At 72.2% G+C, this 16083-nt stretch carries 12 protein-coding genes and 1 pseudogene; 11 read left to right on the top strand and 2 right to left on the bottom strand.

Annotated features, from left to right (window positions below; genetic code table 11):
- The first annotated feature begins 232 nt into the window (after nucleotides 1-232).
- Nucleotides 233-829, top strand: a complete 597-nt coding sequence (locus tag ABZ622_RS19110) for a histidine phosphatase family protein (RefSeq protein WP_360544553.1) — start codon at nucleotides 233-235, stop codon at nucleotides 827-829.
- A gap of 11 nt (nucleotides 830-840) precedes the next feature.
- On the opposite strand, the gene ABZ622_RS19105 is transcribed toward ABZ622_RS19110, so the two are convergent.
- Nucleotides 841-2190 carry a tetratricopeptide repeat protein gene (locus ABZ622_RS19105; protein ID WP_360544551.1) on the bottom strand — a complete coding sequence of 450 codons (1350 nt, stop codon included), beginning with the start codon at nucleotides 2188-2190 and terminating at the stop codon, nucleotides 841-843.
- A 243-nt stretch (nucleotides 2191-2433) separates the two neighbouring features.
- Between ABZ622_RS19105 and ABZ622_RS19100 the strand changes: the two genes are divergently transcribed.
- From ABZ622_RS19100 to ABZ622_RS19085, 4 genes and pseudogenes are all read left to right on the top strand, one after another.
- Complete coding sequence (locus ABZ622_RS19100) at nucleotides 2434-2877, top strand: hypothetical protein (RefSeq protein ID WP_360544549.1); 444 nt, start codon at nucleotides 2434-2436, stop codon at nucleotides 2875-2877.
- Between the two features lie 303 nt (nucleotides 2878-3180).
- On the top strand, nucleotides 3181-3990 hold the full coding sequence (locus ABZ622_RS19095; protein WP_360544594.1) for a fused MFS/spermidine synthase: 810 nt from the start codon (nucleotides 3181-3183) through the stop codon (nucleotides 3988-3990).
- Between the two features lie 112 nt (nucleotides 3991-4102).
- A pseudogene (locus tag ABZ622_RS19090) lies at nucleotides 4103-4803 on the top strand (response regulator transcription factor).
- Nucleotides 4800-6251 carry a HAMP domain-containing sensor histidine kinase gene (locus tag ABZ622_RS19085; protein ID WP_360544547.1) on the top strand — a complete coding sequence of 484 codons (1452 nt, stop codon included), beginning with the start codon at nucleotides 4800-4802 and terminating at the stop codon, nucleotides 6249-6251. The pseudogene ABZ622_RS19090 and the gene ABZ622_RS19085 overlap by 4 nt, the downstream one beginning before the upstream one ends.
- Before the next feature lie 436 nt (nucleotides 6252-6687).
- Here the strand turns inward: ABZ622_RS19085 and leuA are convergent, their stop codons facing one another.
- A complete protein-coding gene (leuA, locus tag ABZ622_RS19080) occupies nucleotides 6688-8454 on the bottom strand; it encodes a 2-isopropylmalate synthase (RefSeq protein WP_360544545.1) in 1767 nt (588 codons plus the stop codon).
- A 174-nt stretch (nucleotides 8455-8628) separates the two neighbouring features.
- Between leuA and ABZ622_RS19075 the strand changes: the two genes are divergently transcribed.
- The 6 genes from ABZ622_RS19075 to ABZ622_RS19050 all read left to right on the top strand — a co-directional run bounded on the left by ABZ622_RS19075 (nucleotide 8629) and on the right by ABZ622_RS19050 (nucleotide 16080).
- Nucleotides 8629-9321 carry an FCD domain-containing protein gene (locus ABZ622_RS19075; RefSeq protein ID WP_360544543.1) on the top strand — a complete coding sequence of 231 codons (693 nt, stop codon included), beginning with the start codon at nucleotides 8629-8631 and terminating at the stop codon, nucleotides 9319-9321.
- Nucleotides 9322-9956: 635 nt separating this feature from the next.
- Nucleotides 9957-11285, top strand: coding sequence for an extracellular solute-binding protein (locus tag ABZ622_RS19070; RefSeq protein ID WP_360544541.1), 1329 nt, complete (start codon nucleotides 9957-9959; stop codon nucleotides 11283-11285).
- A gap of 204 nt (nucleotides 11286-11489) precedes the next feature.
- Nucleotides 11490-12488 carry a sugar ABC transporter permease gene (locus ABZ622_RS19065; RefSeq protein WP_360544539.1) on the top strand — a complete coding sequence of 333 codons (999 nt, stop codon included), beginning with the start codon at nucleotides 11490-11492 and terminating at the stop codon, nucleotides 12486-12488.
- A gap of 15 nt (nucleotides 12489-12503) precedes the next feature.
- Complete coding sequence (locus ABZ622_RS19060; protein WP_360544537.1) at nucleotides 12504-13427, top strand: carbohydrate ABC transporter permease; 924 nt, start codon at nucleotides 12504-12506, stop codon at nucleotides 13425-13427.
- 53 nt (nucleotides 13428-13480) lie between these two features.
- A complete protein-coding gene (locus ABZ622_RS19055) occupies nucleotides 13481-14944 on the top strand; it encodes a GH1 family beta-glucosidase (protein ID WP_360544535.1) in 1464 nt (487 codons plus the stop codon).
- A 104-nt stretch (nucleotides 14945-15048) separates the two neighbouring features.
- Entirely contained in the window at nucleotides 15049-16080 is a 1032-nt protein-coding gene (locus tag ABZ622_RS19050) for a LacI family DNA-binding transcriptional regulator (protein WP_360544533.1), read from the top strand.
- Nucleotides 16081-16083 lie beyond the last annotated feature (3 nt).

Raw genomic sequence — 16083 nt, 5'->3', positions numbered from 1 at the left:
ATCGGTCGGGGTTCCCCGGGGGTCCGTTCCGGAGCCCCGGGCGCGCAGGAGTGCCCGGCAGTGGGCGGCGCGGGTGCCTGCTGCCGGGCGCTCCAAAGATTTCTCCGCGCAGAGTGGGACGCCGCTCGGGCCCCTCGGGTTGCCTCGCGATCATGTGCGAGATGATGGGAAAACCGGATGATCCGCCGCGTACCGATCTCCGGCCTCAGATCTCAGTTCAGGGAGAGCCGTCATGGCACCGCGTATCCTGCTCGCCCGGCACGGCCAGACGGAATGGTCCGTCAAGGGCAATCACACCGGCAGGACCGACATCCCGCTGCTCGACACCGGCCGTGCGGGCGCGAAGCTCCTCGGTGAACGGCTGCGGCGCGGGCCGTGGGCGGAGCTGCCGGGCCTGGAAGTGCGCACCAGCCCGCTGGTGCGCGCCCGGGAGACCTGCGAGATCGCGGGGTTCGGGGACCGGGCCGAGCCGTGGGACGCGCTCATGGAGTGGGACTACGGGGCGTACGAAGGGATGACCCCGGCCGAGATCAAGGCGATCCGTCCGGACTGGTTCATCTGGCGCGACGGGGTGCCGGAGGGCGAGACCCTGGCCGAGCTGTCCGCCCGCGCCGACGAGATCGTGGCGTGGGCCCGCTCGGCCGACCGAGATGTGCTGGTCTTCGCCCACGGCCACATCCTGCGGGCGCTGGGCGCGCGGTGGCTCGGTGAGGACGTGTCGTTCGCGGCGCGCGTCCGGCTCGATCCCACGTCGCTGTCGGTACTGGGATGGGCGTACGGCGCACCCGCGATCGAGCGCTGGAACGACACCGGCCACCTGGACCGGTAGACCGCCGGGAGCTACGTGGCGCTCTTCGTCAGCTCCGCGTACCGCTCCAGGAGGCCCCGTACCTCCGCCACACCCCGCCGGGGCATCAGCACCCCCGTCGCCTCCGCGAGCATCGCCCGGATGCGGGTCGACCGGACGCGGTCCAGCAGGTCCAGCACCTGATGGCCCGCCGTCGCCGCCTCCGCGGCCCGGCCCGCGCGGGCGAGGTCCCAGGTCAGCTCGGCCCGGTACAGCGCCAGGTTCCGGGTGAAGTGCGGGTCCTGGAGCCGGATGGCCCGCAGCGCGTGCCGGGCCGCCCGCGACCAGTCGCCCAGCGCCGACCAGCACTGCGCCTCCAGCATCTCCAGCTCCGCCTCCCGGAAGAAGGACATCCACTCCGGATCGGCGTCGCGGGGCCCGCGCCCGAACGCGGTGTGCGCCCGGCCGATCGCCCGTTCACAGCCGGTACGGTCCCCGAGCCCCGCCCGGCCCCCCGCCTCGCGCAGCGCGAGCAGGGCCAGCAGCCGGGGCGAGCCCAGCGGCTGCGCCGCCCGCTGCCCGGCCTCCGCCGCGCGCACGGACTCACGGGGCCGCCCGGTGTCCCGGGCCAGGAACGAAGCGTTGCAGAACGCGTGCGCCTCCAGCGCCGCGTCACCGGCCACCCGCGCCGTCGCGAGCGCCTCCGCGTAGTGCGAGCGGGCGTCCTCGAACCGGCCCGAGTCATGGGCCAGCCAGCCCACCGAGATGGCCAGTTCGCCCGCTCCGGCGTGCAGCCGGCCGACGGTGGAACGCTTGGTGGCCGTCCCGGAGTCGAGCAGCGCGTAGGCCGCCCGCAGCGGCCCGGACGCCTTGCGGTACAGGCCGTCGCCGCCGTGCCGGTCGTCGAGCAGCCGGATCTGCCGCACCGCCTTCTCGACGGCGCCGATCTCTCTCTCGCCGACCCGGCGCGGGTCGGGCGGGGCGGCGGCCGCGGCGGACGTGCCGCCCGGGCCCAGGGTCGCGGCCGCCATCGCGGTGGTGCCGCTCGTCATGAATACGCGACGCAGCACGTCGCTCTCCTCGTCGGTGTCGCTGTGGAGCGTAGGGGGTGGTGGGGTTTCGGCGGTGGCCCGCGCCACCCGGCCGCGCACGGTTTCGCGCGGCGAGAAGCCCAGGTCCGCCAGGGTCGTCCCGGGGAACATGTGCCGGAAGACCCGCTCGTACGCGTAGTTGGGGCAGCGGATCTCGCCGGACTCCACGCGTCCGATGTACCGGGCGTCGCACGCGACCTGCTCACCGATCTCGCGGGCGGATCTGCGTACCGCGGCAGCGAACTCCCCGGCGGAGCGCTGTCCGCGCAGCCGCCGGAAGGCGAGGTTGGGAACTGCCCCTGTCGACACCATGGACCGGAACCTCTCTTCCGCAGCCGGGGTTCCTGCTTCCGGTGTCCCGGCGGAGCAAGAACGTACCCGCTGTGACAGGTCACACACGGGGTGTTTCTCGTCAAACCCGGGCATCTCGCCCACGATCCGCCATGAACTGCCACCCTTTGCGGCGGCGTGGCACCGTAGCCCTTGACGCAGTCGGCGCGTTGGTCCATGAGGAGACGGAGACCGGCTCCGCCCGGCGATGAGAGGAGAGGTCCCTTGTTGCATCCCGGCACGGAGACCGACGCACCGACGACTGCGACGACCCCGGCCGCGACGGGCGCCGCGGCACCCGCGTCCACGGAGGACCACGGGGCCGAACCCTGCGACCTGGTGACCGTCCCGGCCCGCCAGGGGCTGGAGGCCGTGGACATCCTGCGCCGGGACACCGAGCAGGACATCGGCCCGGTCCTGCACGACGGCACCTGCGACACCCTCGGCTTCCTCGTACCGCCGGGGACCGCCGAGGCCTGGGACGTACCGGGCAGCGCCTGCACACAGACCGCCGGCCGCGGGCTGCGCATCCCCGCCGAGCCGCCGGTCACCGGCAGCGGCTGGCTGCTGCCGCCCGAGGGGGACGCCCCGGTCACCGACCCGGCCGTGCTGCGGGCCGCCCTCGACCAGGCGGCCCGGCTGATCGAGGCGGCCGACAGCTGCCGCTGACCGCCGGCCCCCGGCCGTGCGCCCATGAGCCGACCGTCGGCTCCCCGGCCGCGCGCCCATAATGGGCAGGTGGGCGGGTTTCCCCGGCACGGCCGGTTCCACGCCGGTCCGGAGCGAAGCAGTGAGCAGGCACGAGCAGCGGTGGCACGTCGAGGAGGGTCGGGCGGGGGTGCGGGCGCCCGCAAGCGGTCCGACCGCAAGGCCGGGAGCGGGGCCGGGAACACGGCCGACGGCAGGACCGGGAGCAGGACCGAACGCGGTGCCGGGCGCACCGGGCGCAGGACGGAACCCCTCGCCGAACCGGTGGACGGCGCCCTCGCCGAGCTGGTGCCCGACCGGGAGCGGCCGCACGCCTGGACGCTGACGCTGGACGGCGCCCCGCAGTCCCATGTGGACCTGGACGACCCCACGTTCCTGTCCTTCGAGTACCAGCGCCGGATCGGCCACATCGCCGATCTCGTCGCACCCCCCGGACAGCCGCTGCACGTGGTGCACCTGGGCGGCGGAGCCTTCACGCTCGCCCGCTACATCGCCGCGACCCGGCCCCGCTCCACCCAGCAGGTCATCGAGGTGGACGCCGCCCTCGTCGAACTCGTGCGCCGGGAACTGCCGTTGGACCCGCAGGCCAGGATCCGGGTCAGGGCCACCGACGCCCGCGCCGGGCTCGGTAAACTCCAGGATGGCTGGGCGGATCTCGTCATCGCCGACGTCTTCAGCGGGGCCCGTACCCCCGCACACCTCACCAGCACCGAATTCCTCGCCGAGGTCCGCCGGGTCCTGAAGCCCGGCGGGAGTTACGTCGCCAACCTCGCGGACGGTCCGCCGCTGACCCATCTGCGCGCCCAGATCGCCACCGCGGCCACGGTCTTCCCGGAACTGGCGCTCGCCGCCGACCCGACCGTGTGGCGCGGCCGCCGCTTCGGCAATGCCGTGCTGCTCGCCTCGGACCTGCCGCTGAAGGTCGCGGAGCTGACCCGCCGGGTGGCGACCGACCCGCACCCCGGACGCGTCGAACACGGGCGGGCGCTGGCCGACTTCACCGGCGGCGCGGCCGCGGTGAACGACGCGGACGCCAGGCCGTCCCCCGCACCGCCCCCCTCGGCCTTCGGCTGAACAGCCGCACGAGTTCACCGTAACCGGCACATCCTGCACCATCGGGCCGCCCACCGTCGCGCTGCCCCCGCGGCCGGCACCGCCCGACCCCGGATGGCGTACGGTGCCGCCCATGGCAAGTGCGCTCGTGGTCGAGGACGACCAGTTCGTACGTTCCGCATCCGGCACCTGACCGAGGCGTCCCATACGGTGCGGAGCGTGGGCACCGCGCTCGAAGCGCTGCGCGAGGTCGCCCACTTCCGCTTCGACGTGGTCATCCTCGACCTCGGCCTGCCCGACCTCGACGGTGCCGAGGCGCTGAAGATGCTCCGGGGCATCACCGACGTACCGGTGATCATCGCCACCGCGCGGGACGACGAGACCGAGATCGTCCGGCTGCTCAACGACGGCGCCGACGACTACCTGACCAAGCCGTTCTCGGTGGAGCACCTGTCCGCGCGGATGGCCGCCGTGCTGCGCCGCTCGCGCGCCGCCGGGAACGAGGCGCCGCCGCCGAGCGCGATCCGGGTCGGCGGGCTCGCCATCGATCCGCTGCGACGCCAGGCCGAACTGGACGGCGCCACCCTCGACCTGACCCGCCGGGAGTTCGACCTGCTCGCCTTCCTCGCCGGCCGGCCAGGGGTCGTCGTGTCCCGCAAGGAACTCCTGGCCCAGGTCTGGCAGCAGTCCTACGGCGACGACCAGACCATCGACGTCCATCTCTCCTGGCTGCGCCGGAAACTGGGCGAGACGGCCGCGCGGCCGCGCTATCTGCACACCCTGCGCGGCGTCGGCGTGAAGCTGCAGCCACCCGCCCCGGAGCGGCCTGCATGAGATGGGCGCTGGTCAAGGTCTGTCTCGCCGTCACCGCGATGGTCGTGGTCGCCTTCGCCGTGCCCCTCGGCCTCGTCGTCAAGGAGATGGCCCGGGACCGGGCCTTCTCCGACGCCGAACGGCAGGCCGCCACCATCGGCCCGACACTCTCCATCACCACCGACCGCGCTGAACTCGAAAAGGCCGTCCTGACCACCGAATCGGGCGGCGCGGGCCGGATGGGCGTGCACATCCCCGCCTCCGACGAGCCGGACAGTCGCCCCCTGGAGGTCGGCACCGGGCACGCCACCCGCGAGGACCTGGAGACCGTACGGGGAACGGGGCGCGCCGCGATCACCGAGGTGCCGGGCGGCTCCGCGCTGCTCCAGCCGACCGCGCTCGGCTCCGGGGACACCGCCGTCGTCGAGGTGTTCGTGCCCGAGGCCGAGGTCTCCAACGGCGTCGCCACCGCCTGGCTGGTGCTGGCGGGCGTCGGCGTCGCGCTGATCGTCGGCTCCGTCGCGGTCGCCGACCGGCTCGGCGTACGGATGGTGGAGCCCGCCCAGCGGCTCGCGGGCGCCGCCCACGACCTGGGGGAGGGCCGGCTGGGCACCAGGGTCGCGGAGGAGGGCCCGGCCGAACTGCGGTCGGTCGCCGCCGCGTTCAACTCCATGGCCGACCAGGTCGTCCAACTCCTCACCAACGAACGGGAGCTGGCCGCCGACCTCTCGCACCGGCTGCGCACCCCGCTCACCGTGCTCCGGCTCAACGCCGCCTCGCTCGGTGAGGGACCGGCCGCCGAACAGACCCGGGCCGCGGTCCAGCGGCTGGAGCACGAGGTCGACATCATCATCAGGACCGCCCGCGAACAGCGCCCGCATTCCCAGGGGCTGAACGGCGCGGCCGGGGCGGGCTGCGACGTCTCCGAGGTGATCCGGGACCGGATGTCGTTCTGGTCGGCGCTCGCCGAGGACGAGGGCCGCGAGGTGCGCCTGGCCGGGGTGGACCGGACGCTGCGCATCCCGGTCGCCAGGCCCGAACTGGTCGCCGCCCTCAACGCGTTGCTCGGCAACGTCTTCCGGCACACCCCGGAGGGAACCGCCTTCGCCGTCGATGTGCACCACAGCGGTGACGCGGTGATCGTGCTGGTCTCGGACGCGGGCGGCGGGATCGCCGACCCGGCGGCGGCCCTGGCCCGGGGCGGCAGCGGCCGGGGCCGGGCGGGAGACTCGAAGGGCGCGGTGGGATCGACCGGGCTCGGCCTCGACATCGCCCGCCGGGTCGCGGAGTCCACCGGCGGCGATGTGCGGATCGGGCACTCGGTGCTCGGCGGCACGGAGGCGCGCGTCTGGATCGGCCTCGAAGGACAACGGCCCGAACGGGACCGGCGCGGGCACCGGGTGGGGCGGCGGCGACGCGGAACGGCGCGCCGGAACGCGATGCTCCGGTTCCGCTCCGGGAAGGCCTGAGCTCCGGCCGGGGTTTTGTCCGAGCGCCGGCGGGGGTTTTGCCCGGCCTTCGGCCCGGAGCTTCGCCCGATCTCCGGCCGGGCTTTTAAAGGCTGCCGATGCGCTCCTTAAGACGTTCATAAGAAGTCCGGCCAAGATCCGAAGAGTGGCATTTGTCGGTTCCGCTGCGGCTAGCGTTCTCCTGAAGCCACGAGGACCGAACCCCGAACCCCGAACCCCGACCACCGAGTTCCCGACCACCGAACCCTGACCACTCGTACGAGCAGGCCCCTCGCCCCGGGGGCCGTGACCGTCCTCCACCCCCTAGACCGCGCGTCCCGGCCGGCCAACTCCCCCCGGCCGGCCGGGACGCGCGCCTCCTTCAGCCCCCGGCGACGCGCCGCCAGGGACCGCGCGGAACGGCCCCGGCCCGCTCCGGACAGCCCTCAGCCCGCCCTCAGCCCGCCCGGTTCACCGCCGACAGCACCGCCAGGATCGAGGCGGTGAGGACGGAGGTGTCCTGGCCCGCACCCCAGCACAGCTCACCGCCCACCCGGCACTCCACGTACGCCATCGCCGGGCTGCCCTGCCCCGAACCCGTCGCCTGCTCCGTGAAGTCCAGGACGTCCACCTCGATGCCCGCAGCGGCCAGCGCACGGGTGAACGCCGACACCGGGCCGTTGCCCGTGCCCTCGTAGTCGCCCTCCCGGTCGTCCACCCGCAGCGTGCAGATGAACCGGTGCTCACCGGCCGGGTTCCGGTCCGTGGACCAGGAGGTCAGGGCCACGTTTCCGGCCCGTCCGGGGGCCAGGTACGCCGCGTCGAACAGCTCCCACAGGTCCTTCGGCGTGGCCTCCAGGCCGCTGTCGTCGGTCGCGGCCTGCACCGTACGGGAGAAGTCCGCGCGCAGCCGGGCCGGCAGGTCCACCCCGTAGTTGCTCCGCAGCAGATGGGCGATGCCGCCCTTCCCGGACTGGCTGTTGACCCGGATGACCGCCTCGTACGTACGCCCCACATCCGCCGGGTCGATCGGCAGATACGGCACCGACCACAGCTCGGAGCCGCTGCTCGCGTGATGGGCGAAGCCCTTGCTGATGGCGTCCTGGTGGGTGCCGGAGAACGCCGTGTAGACGAGATCGCCGCCGTAGGGGTGGCGGGGCGGCACCGGCAGCCGGTTGCAGTACTCGACCGTGCGGCGGATCTCGTCGATGTCGGAGAAGTCGATCATCGGGTCGACGCCCTGGGCGTGCAGATTGAGGGCCAGATTGACCAGGTCGACGTTGCCGGTGCGCTCCCCGTTGCCGAACAGGCAGCCCTCCACCCGCTGCGCGCCCGCCAGGACGGCGAGTTCGGCGCACGCGGTGCCGGTGCCGCGGTCGTTGTGCGGATGGACGGAGAGGATCACCGAGTCCCGCCGGTCCAGATGGCGGTGCATGTACTCGATCTGGTCCGCGTACACATTGGGCGTCGCGATCTCCACCGTGGCGGGCAGGTTGTGGATGACCGGCCGGTCCGGGGAGGCGTCCCACAGCTCGGTGAGGCTGTTGCAGATCTCCAGGATGAAATCCGGCTCGGTGAGGATGAACACCTCGGGGGAGAACTCGAAGCGGATGTCCGCCCCGGGCCGCGCCCGCGCCAGCCGTTCCATCTGCCGCGCGGACTCCAGTACGGTGCCGTGCACCTCGGCCCTGCTGCGGCCGAGCACCACGTCGCGCCAGACGGGCGCGGTCGGGATGTACAGGTGGACGACCGCGCGGTCCATCCCCTCGATGGACTCGAAGGTCCGCTCGATCAGGTCCGGCCTGGCCGGGGTGAAGACGACCACGGTGACGTCGTCCGGCACCGCGTCGCTCCCGGCCAGATGCCGGACGAAGTCGAAGTCGGTGCGGCTCGCGGAGGGATAACCGATCTCGATCTCCTTGAACCCCATCGCGACGAGCAGATCGAACATCCGGCGCTTGCGCGGTGTGTCCATGGGCTCGGCCAGCGCCTGGTTGCCGTCGCGCAGGTCCACGGGCACCCAGAGCGGGGCACGTTCGATACGGGCCTGCGGCCAGGTGCGGCCGGTCAGGGGGATCTCGACGCGGTCGAACGCCGAGCGGTAGCGGTGCGAGGGCATGGAGCTCGCCCGCTGCGGATTCCAGCGGGGCGCGTCGGCGGGCACGGGCCCGCGCGGGGTGCAGACGGTGGGGAAGCCGTGCATCGGTGACAGACGGTCGGACATGAAGAGGGCTCTTCTCGGATCGCCGGATGCGACCGGCGCAGCACGGCATCCCGCGGCGGGGTGCCGGTCGCTTCAGGCCCCGCCGCGGCAGCCGAGAAGAAGGAGACCGCTGTGCGTCATGGCCGGTAGACTAGCCAGAAAACAAGTCCTCAGACAACCTGACAGGTGAATCCGGTGTCCTCGCTCGGTCCGCTCCGCCCCAGCCCCCTGGTCGAACAGGCCACGAACCATCTGCGCGAGCAGATCACCGAGGGGCACTGGCCGGTCGGCATGCGGATTCCCGGCGAGACGACCCTGGCCAGGACGCTCGGCGTGGGCCGCTCCACGGTCCGCGAGGCGGTACGCACCCTGGCCACCCTCGGGCTGCTCCGGTCCCGGCAGGGCGCGGGCGTCTTCGTCATCGCCGACCGGGTGACGGAGGACTGGCCGACCAGGCTGCGCCGGGCCGCGATCACCGATGTGTACGAGGTGCGCATGCTGATCGAGGTCCAGGCCGCCCGGCTGGCCGCGCGGCGCCGTACGGACGAGGACCTGACCGCGCTGGACGCGGCGCTCACCGCTCGGCGGGCGGCCGGGGCCGGGGGAGACGCCGAGTTCGTCGACGCGGACATCGCGCTGCACCGGGCCGTGGTGGACGCCGCGCACAACCCCGTACTCACCGATCTCTTCGGCGAGTTCGCGCCCGCGCTGCGGCAGGGGCTCATCGATCTCGTGGAGCTCTTCGGCCTGCGCCGCGAGGACCCGGACCACGGCGACGCCACCCATGACGCGCTGGTGCGTGCCGTGGTGGCCGGGGACGCGGAATCGGCGGGCCGGGCCGCGCAGACGGAACTCGAAGCCACACTGGCCCGGTTGCGGGCGGCGTAGAACGGGGCTGTGGGCCGCGTGGCGCGGGGCTCCGGGCCGCGCGTGGCGCGGGCCGATTCCGAAGGGCGCGGGAGAACGGCTTCGGAGGGAGAAGGTGGATGTGCCCGCGGTCGCCCCGCCGTGCGGTGCCCCGTTCACCTTCCGGCGGGCGGGCCGGTGTGAACCACGGATGACGGGAACCGCTGCCGGCGGCGGGCACGGCTGCGAGGCCCGGCGCGACCGGTGCGCGGTGTGTCCTGCCCGCCCCGCCTTTGACCTGCGCATTCCTCCGACGGCGTGAAATCCCGGGCAGCGCGTGCGGGTTGTGGCAAGACCTCGGCAGGACACGGTCCCGTGACTTGCCGGACACGCTCGGGCAACGGAAGCGCCTTCAACTCTTGACACCCACCCCTCCGAGGCAGGAACCTTCCGACATCGACGCATGGGAGCGCTCCCACACCGGACGGCACTCCCGCCCGAACGGCACCGCGCGTGCCTCCCCTTCACTCGGAACACACCCGGAACACCCCCCGGAACGCCCCACCCCGGAACAGCTCGCCCGGAACGTCACCCCAGTACGTCACCCCAGTACGTCACCCCAGTACGTCACCCAGTACGTCACCCCGGAACGTCACCCCGGAACAAGGAGTAGTGGAATGCGCATCACCCGCACTGTCACCGGCCGGAGCCGCAGAGCCGCGGTCCTGGCCACCACGGGCCTGACGGTCTCGGCCCTGTTGCTGACCGGCTGCAGCAGCGACTCGGACCCGTCGGGCAGCACCGGCCCCGACGCGAACGGGAACGTCACGCTGACCGTCGCCGACTTCGGGCAGTTCGGCTACAAGGAGGCCGGGCTCTTCGCCAAGTACCACGAACTGCACCCGAACATCACGGTCAAGGAGAACGTCACCGCCGACGAGCAGGTCTACTACCCGAAGTTCCTCCAGCAGCTCAACACGGGCAGCGGGCTGGCCGACATCCAGGGCATCGAGGTCGGCCGGGTGAAGGAGCTCGTCGACACCAAGGCGGACGCCTTCGCCGACCTGGCCGGGGTCATCGACGCCGACCAGTGGGTCGGCTGGAAGGCGCTTCAGGCCACCACCAACGACGGCAAGGTCATCGGCGCGGGCACCGACATCGGCCCGATGTCGCTCTGCTACCGCCGCGATCTGTTCGAGCAGGCCGGTCTGCCGGCCGACCGCGAGGAGGTCGCCGCCAAGGTCGCCGGAGGATGGGAGGACTACCTCAAGCTCGGCGAGGAGTACAAGAAGAAGGCCCCCAAGGGCACCTTCTACATGGACTCGGCCAGCGCCATGTACAACAGCGTGGTCTCCTCCAACGAGGAGCAGTACTACGCCAAGGACGGCAAGGCGATCTACAAGGACAGCGCCGGCGTCAAGGCGGGCTGGAACCTCGCCGCCGAGGCCGCCGAGAAGGATCTGACCGCCGGTCTGGCCCAGTTCCAGGACCCGTGGAAGGCCGCACTGCGCAAGGGCACGGTCGCCACGGTCGCCTGCCCCGCATGGATGGCCGCGCAGATCGCCACGTACGCCGGTGACGAGTTCAAGGGCAAGTGGGACATCGCCCGCACCCCGGGCGAGACCGCGGCCAACTGGGGCGGATCCTTCCTCGCCGTGCCCGCCGACGGAAAGAACGTCAAGGAGGCGCAGAAGCTCGTCAAGTGGCTGACCGCCCCCGAGCAGCAGGCCGCCGTGTTCAAGGCCGTCGGCGTCTTCCCGTCGAACAAGGGCGCCTACGAGCTCCCCGAGGTGAAGAGCGCCAAGCTCGCGTACTTCAACGACGCCCCCATCGGTGAGATCTACGCCGAGGAGGCCCAGGTCATCCCCGCAGCCGTGCTGGGCCCGAAGGACGGCATCATCAAGGACAGCATCTCCACCCAGATCAACAACATGGAGCAGCGGGGCACCGAGCCCGACGACGCCTGGAAGGCCGCCACGGAGGCCATCGACAAGGTGATCGGCTGAGAGGCTGTCGGGCGGCCGGGACCCCGCATCCGTGTCCCGGTCCACCCGCACCGGGGCCGCCCCCGGGGTCTCGACCGACCCTGATCCGCCGGACAGACTCCGGTCGCCGGCCCCGCGCACGGATTCCGACACCACCGCCGCACCCGACCGGAACTCCGGCCTGCCCCTGCGGTGTCGGCCCACCCCAGGGAAGGACTCCCACCCGTGGCAACCTCGATCCCCGCCCGGGGCGCACCCGGTCCGCAGCCGGGCCGCCGCGTCCCGAAGGCCATGTCCCCCGGCCGCCAGGCATGGCGCAGCCGGCTGTGGCGATTCGACGACAAGGCGTCCCCCTACGCCTACATCGCGCCCTTCTTCCTCGTCTTCGGCGCCTTCGGGCTCTACCCCCTCCTCTACACCGGCTGGATCGCCCTGCACCGGGTGGAGATGATCAGCCTCGACCGGATGGAGTGGGTCGGCTGGGAGAATTTCAGCAGGGTCCTCCAGGACCCGGAGTTCTGGACGGCCGTCGGCAACACCTTCGTCATCGGTGTGATCTCCACCGTCCCGCAGCTGCTGGTGGCGCTGGGCCTGGCCCACCTGCTGAACTACAAGCTGCGCGCCAGCACCTTCTGGCGGACGGTGATCCTCACTCCGTACGCCACCTCCGTGGCCTCCGCCGCACTGGTCTTCGCCCTCGTCTTCCGCGCCGACGGCGGCCTGCTGAACTGGGCCCTGGACTTCATCGGTCTCGGCGACACCAACTGGGCCAATGGCCACTGGTCGTCCAAGATCGCCATCTCGGTCATCGTGATCTGGCGCTGGACCGGCTACAACGCCCTGATCTACCTGGCCGCGATGCAGGCCGTCCCGTCCGACCTCTACGAGGCCGCCTCGCTCGACGGCGCCTCGCGCTGGCAGCAGTTCCGCAACGTGACGATCCCGGCGCTGCGGCCCACGATCCTCTTCACGATCGTCATCTCGACCATCGGGTCGATGCAGCTGTTCGGCGAGCCGCTGCTCCTGGAGGGCGGCACCATCGGAGCGCAAGGGGGCAACGAGCACCAGTACGAGACGCTCAGCGTCTACCTCTACAACTACGGCTGGAAGCTCGGACACCTCGGTCCGGCCGCCGCGGTCGCCTGGGCCATGCTCGCCCTGCTGCTGCTCATTGCCGCGATCAACTGGCTCGTCGGGCGCTCCGTGCGCAAGACCTCGGCCTGACCGGGAGCGATACCCATGACCACGACCAGCCCCGTCACCGCCCCGGACCACCGTCGAGTGTCCGGGGCCGCAGTCCCCGGCACTCCTTCGCGGCGCAGCAGGTTCAAGCAGGGTGCGGGCCGCCAGCACCACGCAGGCCCCTTCGCCTACTTCGCCCTCGCCGTCGTCGGCATCGGCTCCCTCTTCCCGCTGTACTGGACACTCGTCGCCGCGTCCCGCACCCAGGACGAGATACTGGACACCACCCCGCCGTTCGTCCCCGGCGGCAACCTGTTCAACAACCTCGAAGCGGCCTGGGAACAGGCTCATCTCGGCAAGGCCATCTGGAACACGCTCGTCGTGTCCGCGAGCATCACCGCGGCGACGCTCTTCTTCTGCACCCTGGCCGGCTACGCCTTCGCCAAGATGCGCTTCAGGGGCCGCGGCGCACTGATGACCGCGGTCGTCGCCACGCTCACGATCCCGCCCCAACTCAGCGTCGTACCGCTGTTCATGATGATGTCCGACATCGGATGGGGCGGTCAGCTGGAGTCGGTGATCTTCCCGACGCTGGTGAGCGCGTTCGGAGTGTTCTTCATGCGGCAGTACCTCAGCGAGGCGCTGCCCTACGAACTCATCGAGGCGGGCAGGGTGGACGGCGCGAACAACCTCCGCGTCGTGTGGAGCATCGTGCTCCCCGTGGCCCGCCCGGCCATGATGGTGCTCGGCATGCTCACCTTCGTACAGGCCTGGAACGATTTCTTCTGGCCGTACCTCGCCCTCAACCAGGAGAACCCCACGCTCCAGGTGGCCCTCGGCCAGCTGAGCGCCTCCTACGTCCCCGACCAGAGCATCGTGATGGCGGGCGCGCTGATCAGCACACTGCCGCTGCTCATGGTCTTCGTGGTCTTCGGCAAACGGATCGTCGGCGGGATCATGTCCGGCGCCGTCAAGGGCTGATACCGAACCACCCACTTCCATCCCCCGCCCATCCACCCTGGGAGCGCTCCCGCATGACTGTCGTACGACCCGACACCGCCCCGAAGGCCGCACCCGAGGCGGCGGAATTCCCGACCGGCTTCGTCTGGGGGGCGGCCACCGCCGCCTACCAGGTCGAGGGCGCCGCCGCCGAGGACGGCCGGACCCCCTCCATCTGGGACACCTTCAGCCACACCCCGGGCAAGGTCCTCGGCGGCGACACCGGAGACGTCGCCGCCGACCACTACCACCGCTACCGCGACGACGTGGCACTGATGAAACGGCTCGGCCTGACCGCCTACCGCTTCTCCGTCTCCTGGCCCCGGGTACAGCCCACCGGCCGCGGCCCCGCCGTCGAACGCGGCCTGGACTTCTACCGCAGGCTCGTCGACGAACTCCTCGAAGCGGGCATCGCACCCGTCGCCACCCTCTACCACTGGGACCTGCCCCAGGACCTGGAGGACGCGGGCGGCTGGCCCCAGCGGGTGACCGCCGAACGCTTCGCCGACTACGCCGACATCATGGCCGGGGCCCTCGGCGACCGGGTCACCACCTGGACCACCCTCAACGAACCGTGGTGCTCGGCCTTCCTCGGCTACGGCTCCGGCGTGCACGCCCCCGGCCGCACCGAGCCCGCCGCCGCGCTGCGCGCCGCCCACCACCTCAACCTCGCCCACGGCCGGGCGACCGAGGTCCTGCGCGACCGCCTCCCCGCCACCGCGCAGGTCTCGGTCACCCTCAACCTCCACCACGTCCGCCCGCTGACCGGCAGCGCCGCCGACGCGGACGCCGCCCGCCGGATCGACGCGGTGGGCAACCGGATCTTCACCGGCCCGATGCTGCACGGCGCGTACCCCGAGGACCTGATCGCCGACACCGAGCGCCTGGTCGACTGGGCGGAGCTGGTCCACGACGGCGACCCGGCGGTCATCTCCCGGCCGGTCGACGTCCTGGGCGTCAACTACTACACACCGACGCTGGTCTCCACGCCCGCCGACGGCGCCGGCGACGCGCGCGACGACGGCCACGGCAACAGCGACCACTCCCCGTGGCCCGGCTCCGAACACGTGGCCTTCCACCTCGCCGAGGGCCGTGAGCGCACCGCCATGAACTGGGCCATCGACCCCGACGGGCTGTACGAGCTCCTCATGGACGTGGCCCGGGACAACCCCGGCCTCCCCCTGATGGTCACCGAGAACGGCGCCGCCTTCGACGACCACGTCTCGCCCGACGGCCGGGTGGAGGACCCCGAGCGGATCGAGTACCTGCGCGGCCACCTCGACGCGGTGCGGCGGGCCGTGTCCGCCGGGGCGGACGTACGCGGCTACTTCCTCTGGTCCCTGATGGACAACTTCGAGTGGGGCTACGGGTACTCCAAGCGCTTCGGCGCCGTCTACGTCGACTACGCCACCCAGCGCCGCATCCCCAAGGCGAGCGCCCACTGGTACGCCGACGTCATCCGCCGCCAGCGTAGGATGGGAGCGCTCCCAGAGGGGTGATGCGGAGCGGCGGCCCGTCCCCGGACGGGCCGCTGGAGGCGCCGGTCACAGGACTTGGCCCGGCCACCCGGCTGTGAGAAATTGACCGCGAACGGGAGGCAGCCATGACGGCAGCGCGAGTACGGAGTGGTGGCCGGCCCACGCTCGAAGAAGTCGCGGCACGGGCAGGGGTGGGGCGCGGCACGGCCTCGCGGGTCATCAACGGCTCACCGCGGGTCAGCGCACAGACCCGCGAGGCGGTGGAGGCGGCCGTCGCCGAGCTGGGCTACGTACCCAATCGCGCGGCCCGCGCCCTCGCCGGGAACCGCACGGACGCCATCGCCCTGGTGGTGCCCGAATCGGAGACCCGCTTCTTCGCCGAGCCGTACTTCTCCGACATCGTCCGCGGCGTCGGAGCGGCGCTCGCCGACACCGAGATGCAGCTGCTGCTCACTCTCGTCGGCAACGACCGCGAGCGCCGCCGGCTGGCCCAGTACCTGACCGCGCACCGCGTCGACGGGGTGCTGATGGTCTCCGTCCACGCCGACGACCCGCTGCCGGACCTGCTGGAACAGCTCGGCATGCCGGCCGTGATGGGCGGCCGCAGATCGGCCTCCGAGACGCTCGCCGCGGTCGACTCCGACAACTTCGGGGGCGCCCGCGCAGCGGTCGGCCACCTGGTGACCCGGGGGCGCCGCGCCATCGCCACGATCACCGGGCCCGGGGACGTCCACGGTGCGCAGCGCCGCCTGGACGGCTACCGCGCCGCGGTCCACGAGGCCGGTCTCGAACCGGACGAGTGGCTGATCGGCCCCGCCGACTTCTCCGAGGAGGGCGGCGCCCGCGCCATGCGCGAGCTGCTGGCCCGCCGCCCCGACATCGACGCGGTCTTCGCGGCCTCCGACGTGATGGCCGCGGGCGCCCGCCAGGTGCTGCGCGAGGCCGGCCGCCGCATCCCGGACGACGTGGCCCTCATCGGCTTCGACGACTCGGCGGTGGCCCGCCACATGGACCCGGCCCTCACCAGCGTCCGCCAGCCGATCGAGGAGATGGGCCGCACGATGGCCCGAGTGCTGCTCAAGGAGATCGCGAGCGAGACCCAGGAACGCCCCCAGATCGTGCTCCCCACCGAACTGGTCGTCCGCGACTCCTCGTGACGT

This window comes from Streptomyces sp. NPDC007164, assembly GCF_040634135.1.
GTDB classification, from domain to species: domain Bacteria; phylum Actinomycetota; class Actinomycetes; order Streptomycetales; family Streptomycetaceae; genus Streptomyces; species Streptomyces sanglieri.
Note: the sequence above shows the minus strand (reverse complement) of the source record. Positions and strands in the feature narration are given on the sequence as shown.

What these genes read in the sequence shown, in the direction of transcription:
- ABZ622_RS19085 (WP_360544547.1), top strand. Translation starts at nt 4,800, where the DNA reads ATGAGATGGGCGCTGGTCAAGGTCTGTCTCGCCGTCACCGCGATGGTC.
- ABZ622_RS19060 (WP_360544537.1), top strand. Translation starts at nt 12,504, where the DNA reads ATGACCACGACCAGCCCCGTCACCGCCCCGGACCACCGTCGAGTGTCC.
- ABZ622_RS19050 (WP_360544533.1), top strand. Translation starts at nt 15,049, where the DNA reads ATGACGGCAGCGCGAGTACGGAGTGGTGGCCGGCCCACGCTCGAAGAA.
- ABZ622_RS19070 (WP_360544541.1), top strand. Translation starts at nt 9,957, where the DNA reads ATGCGCATCACCCGCACTGTCACCGGCCGGAGCCGCAGAGCCGCGGTC.
- ABZ622_RS19105 (WP_360544551.1), bottom strand. Translation starts at nt 2,190, where the DNA reads ATGGTGTCGACAGGGGCAGTTCCCAACCTCGCCTTCCGGCGGCTGCGC.
- ABZ622_RS19055 (WP_360544535.1), top strand. Translation starts at nt 13,481, where the DNA reads ATGACTGTCGTACGACCCGACACCGCCCCGAAGGCCGCACCCGAGGCG.
- leuA (WP_360544545.1), bottom strand. Translation starts at nt 8,454, where the DNA reads ATGTCCGACCGTCTGTCACCGATGCACGGCTTCCCCACCGTCTGCACC.
- ABZ622_RS19110 (WP_360544553.1), top strand. Translation starts at nt 233, where the DNA reads ATGGCACCGCGTATCCTGCTCGCCCGGCACGGCCAGACGGAATGGTCC.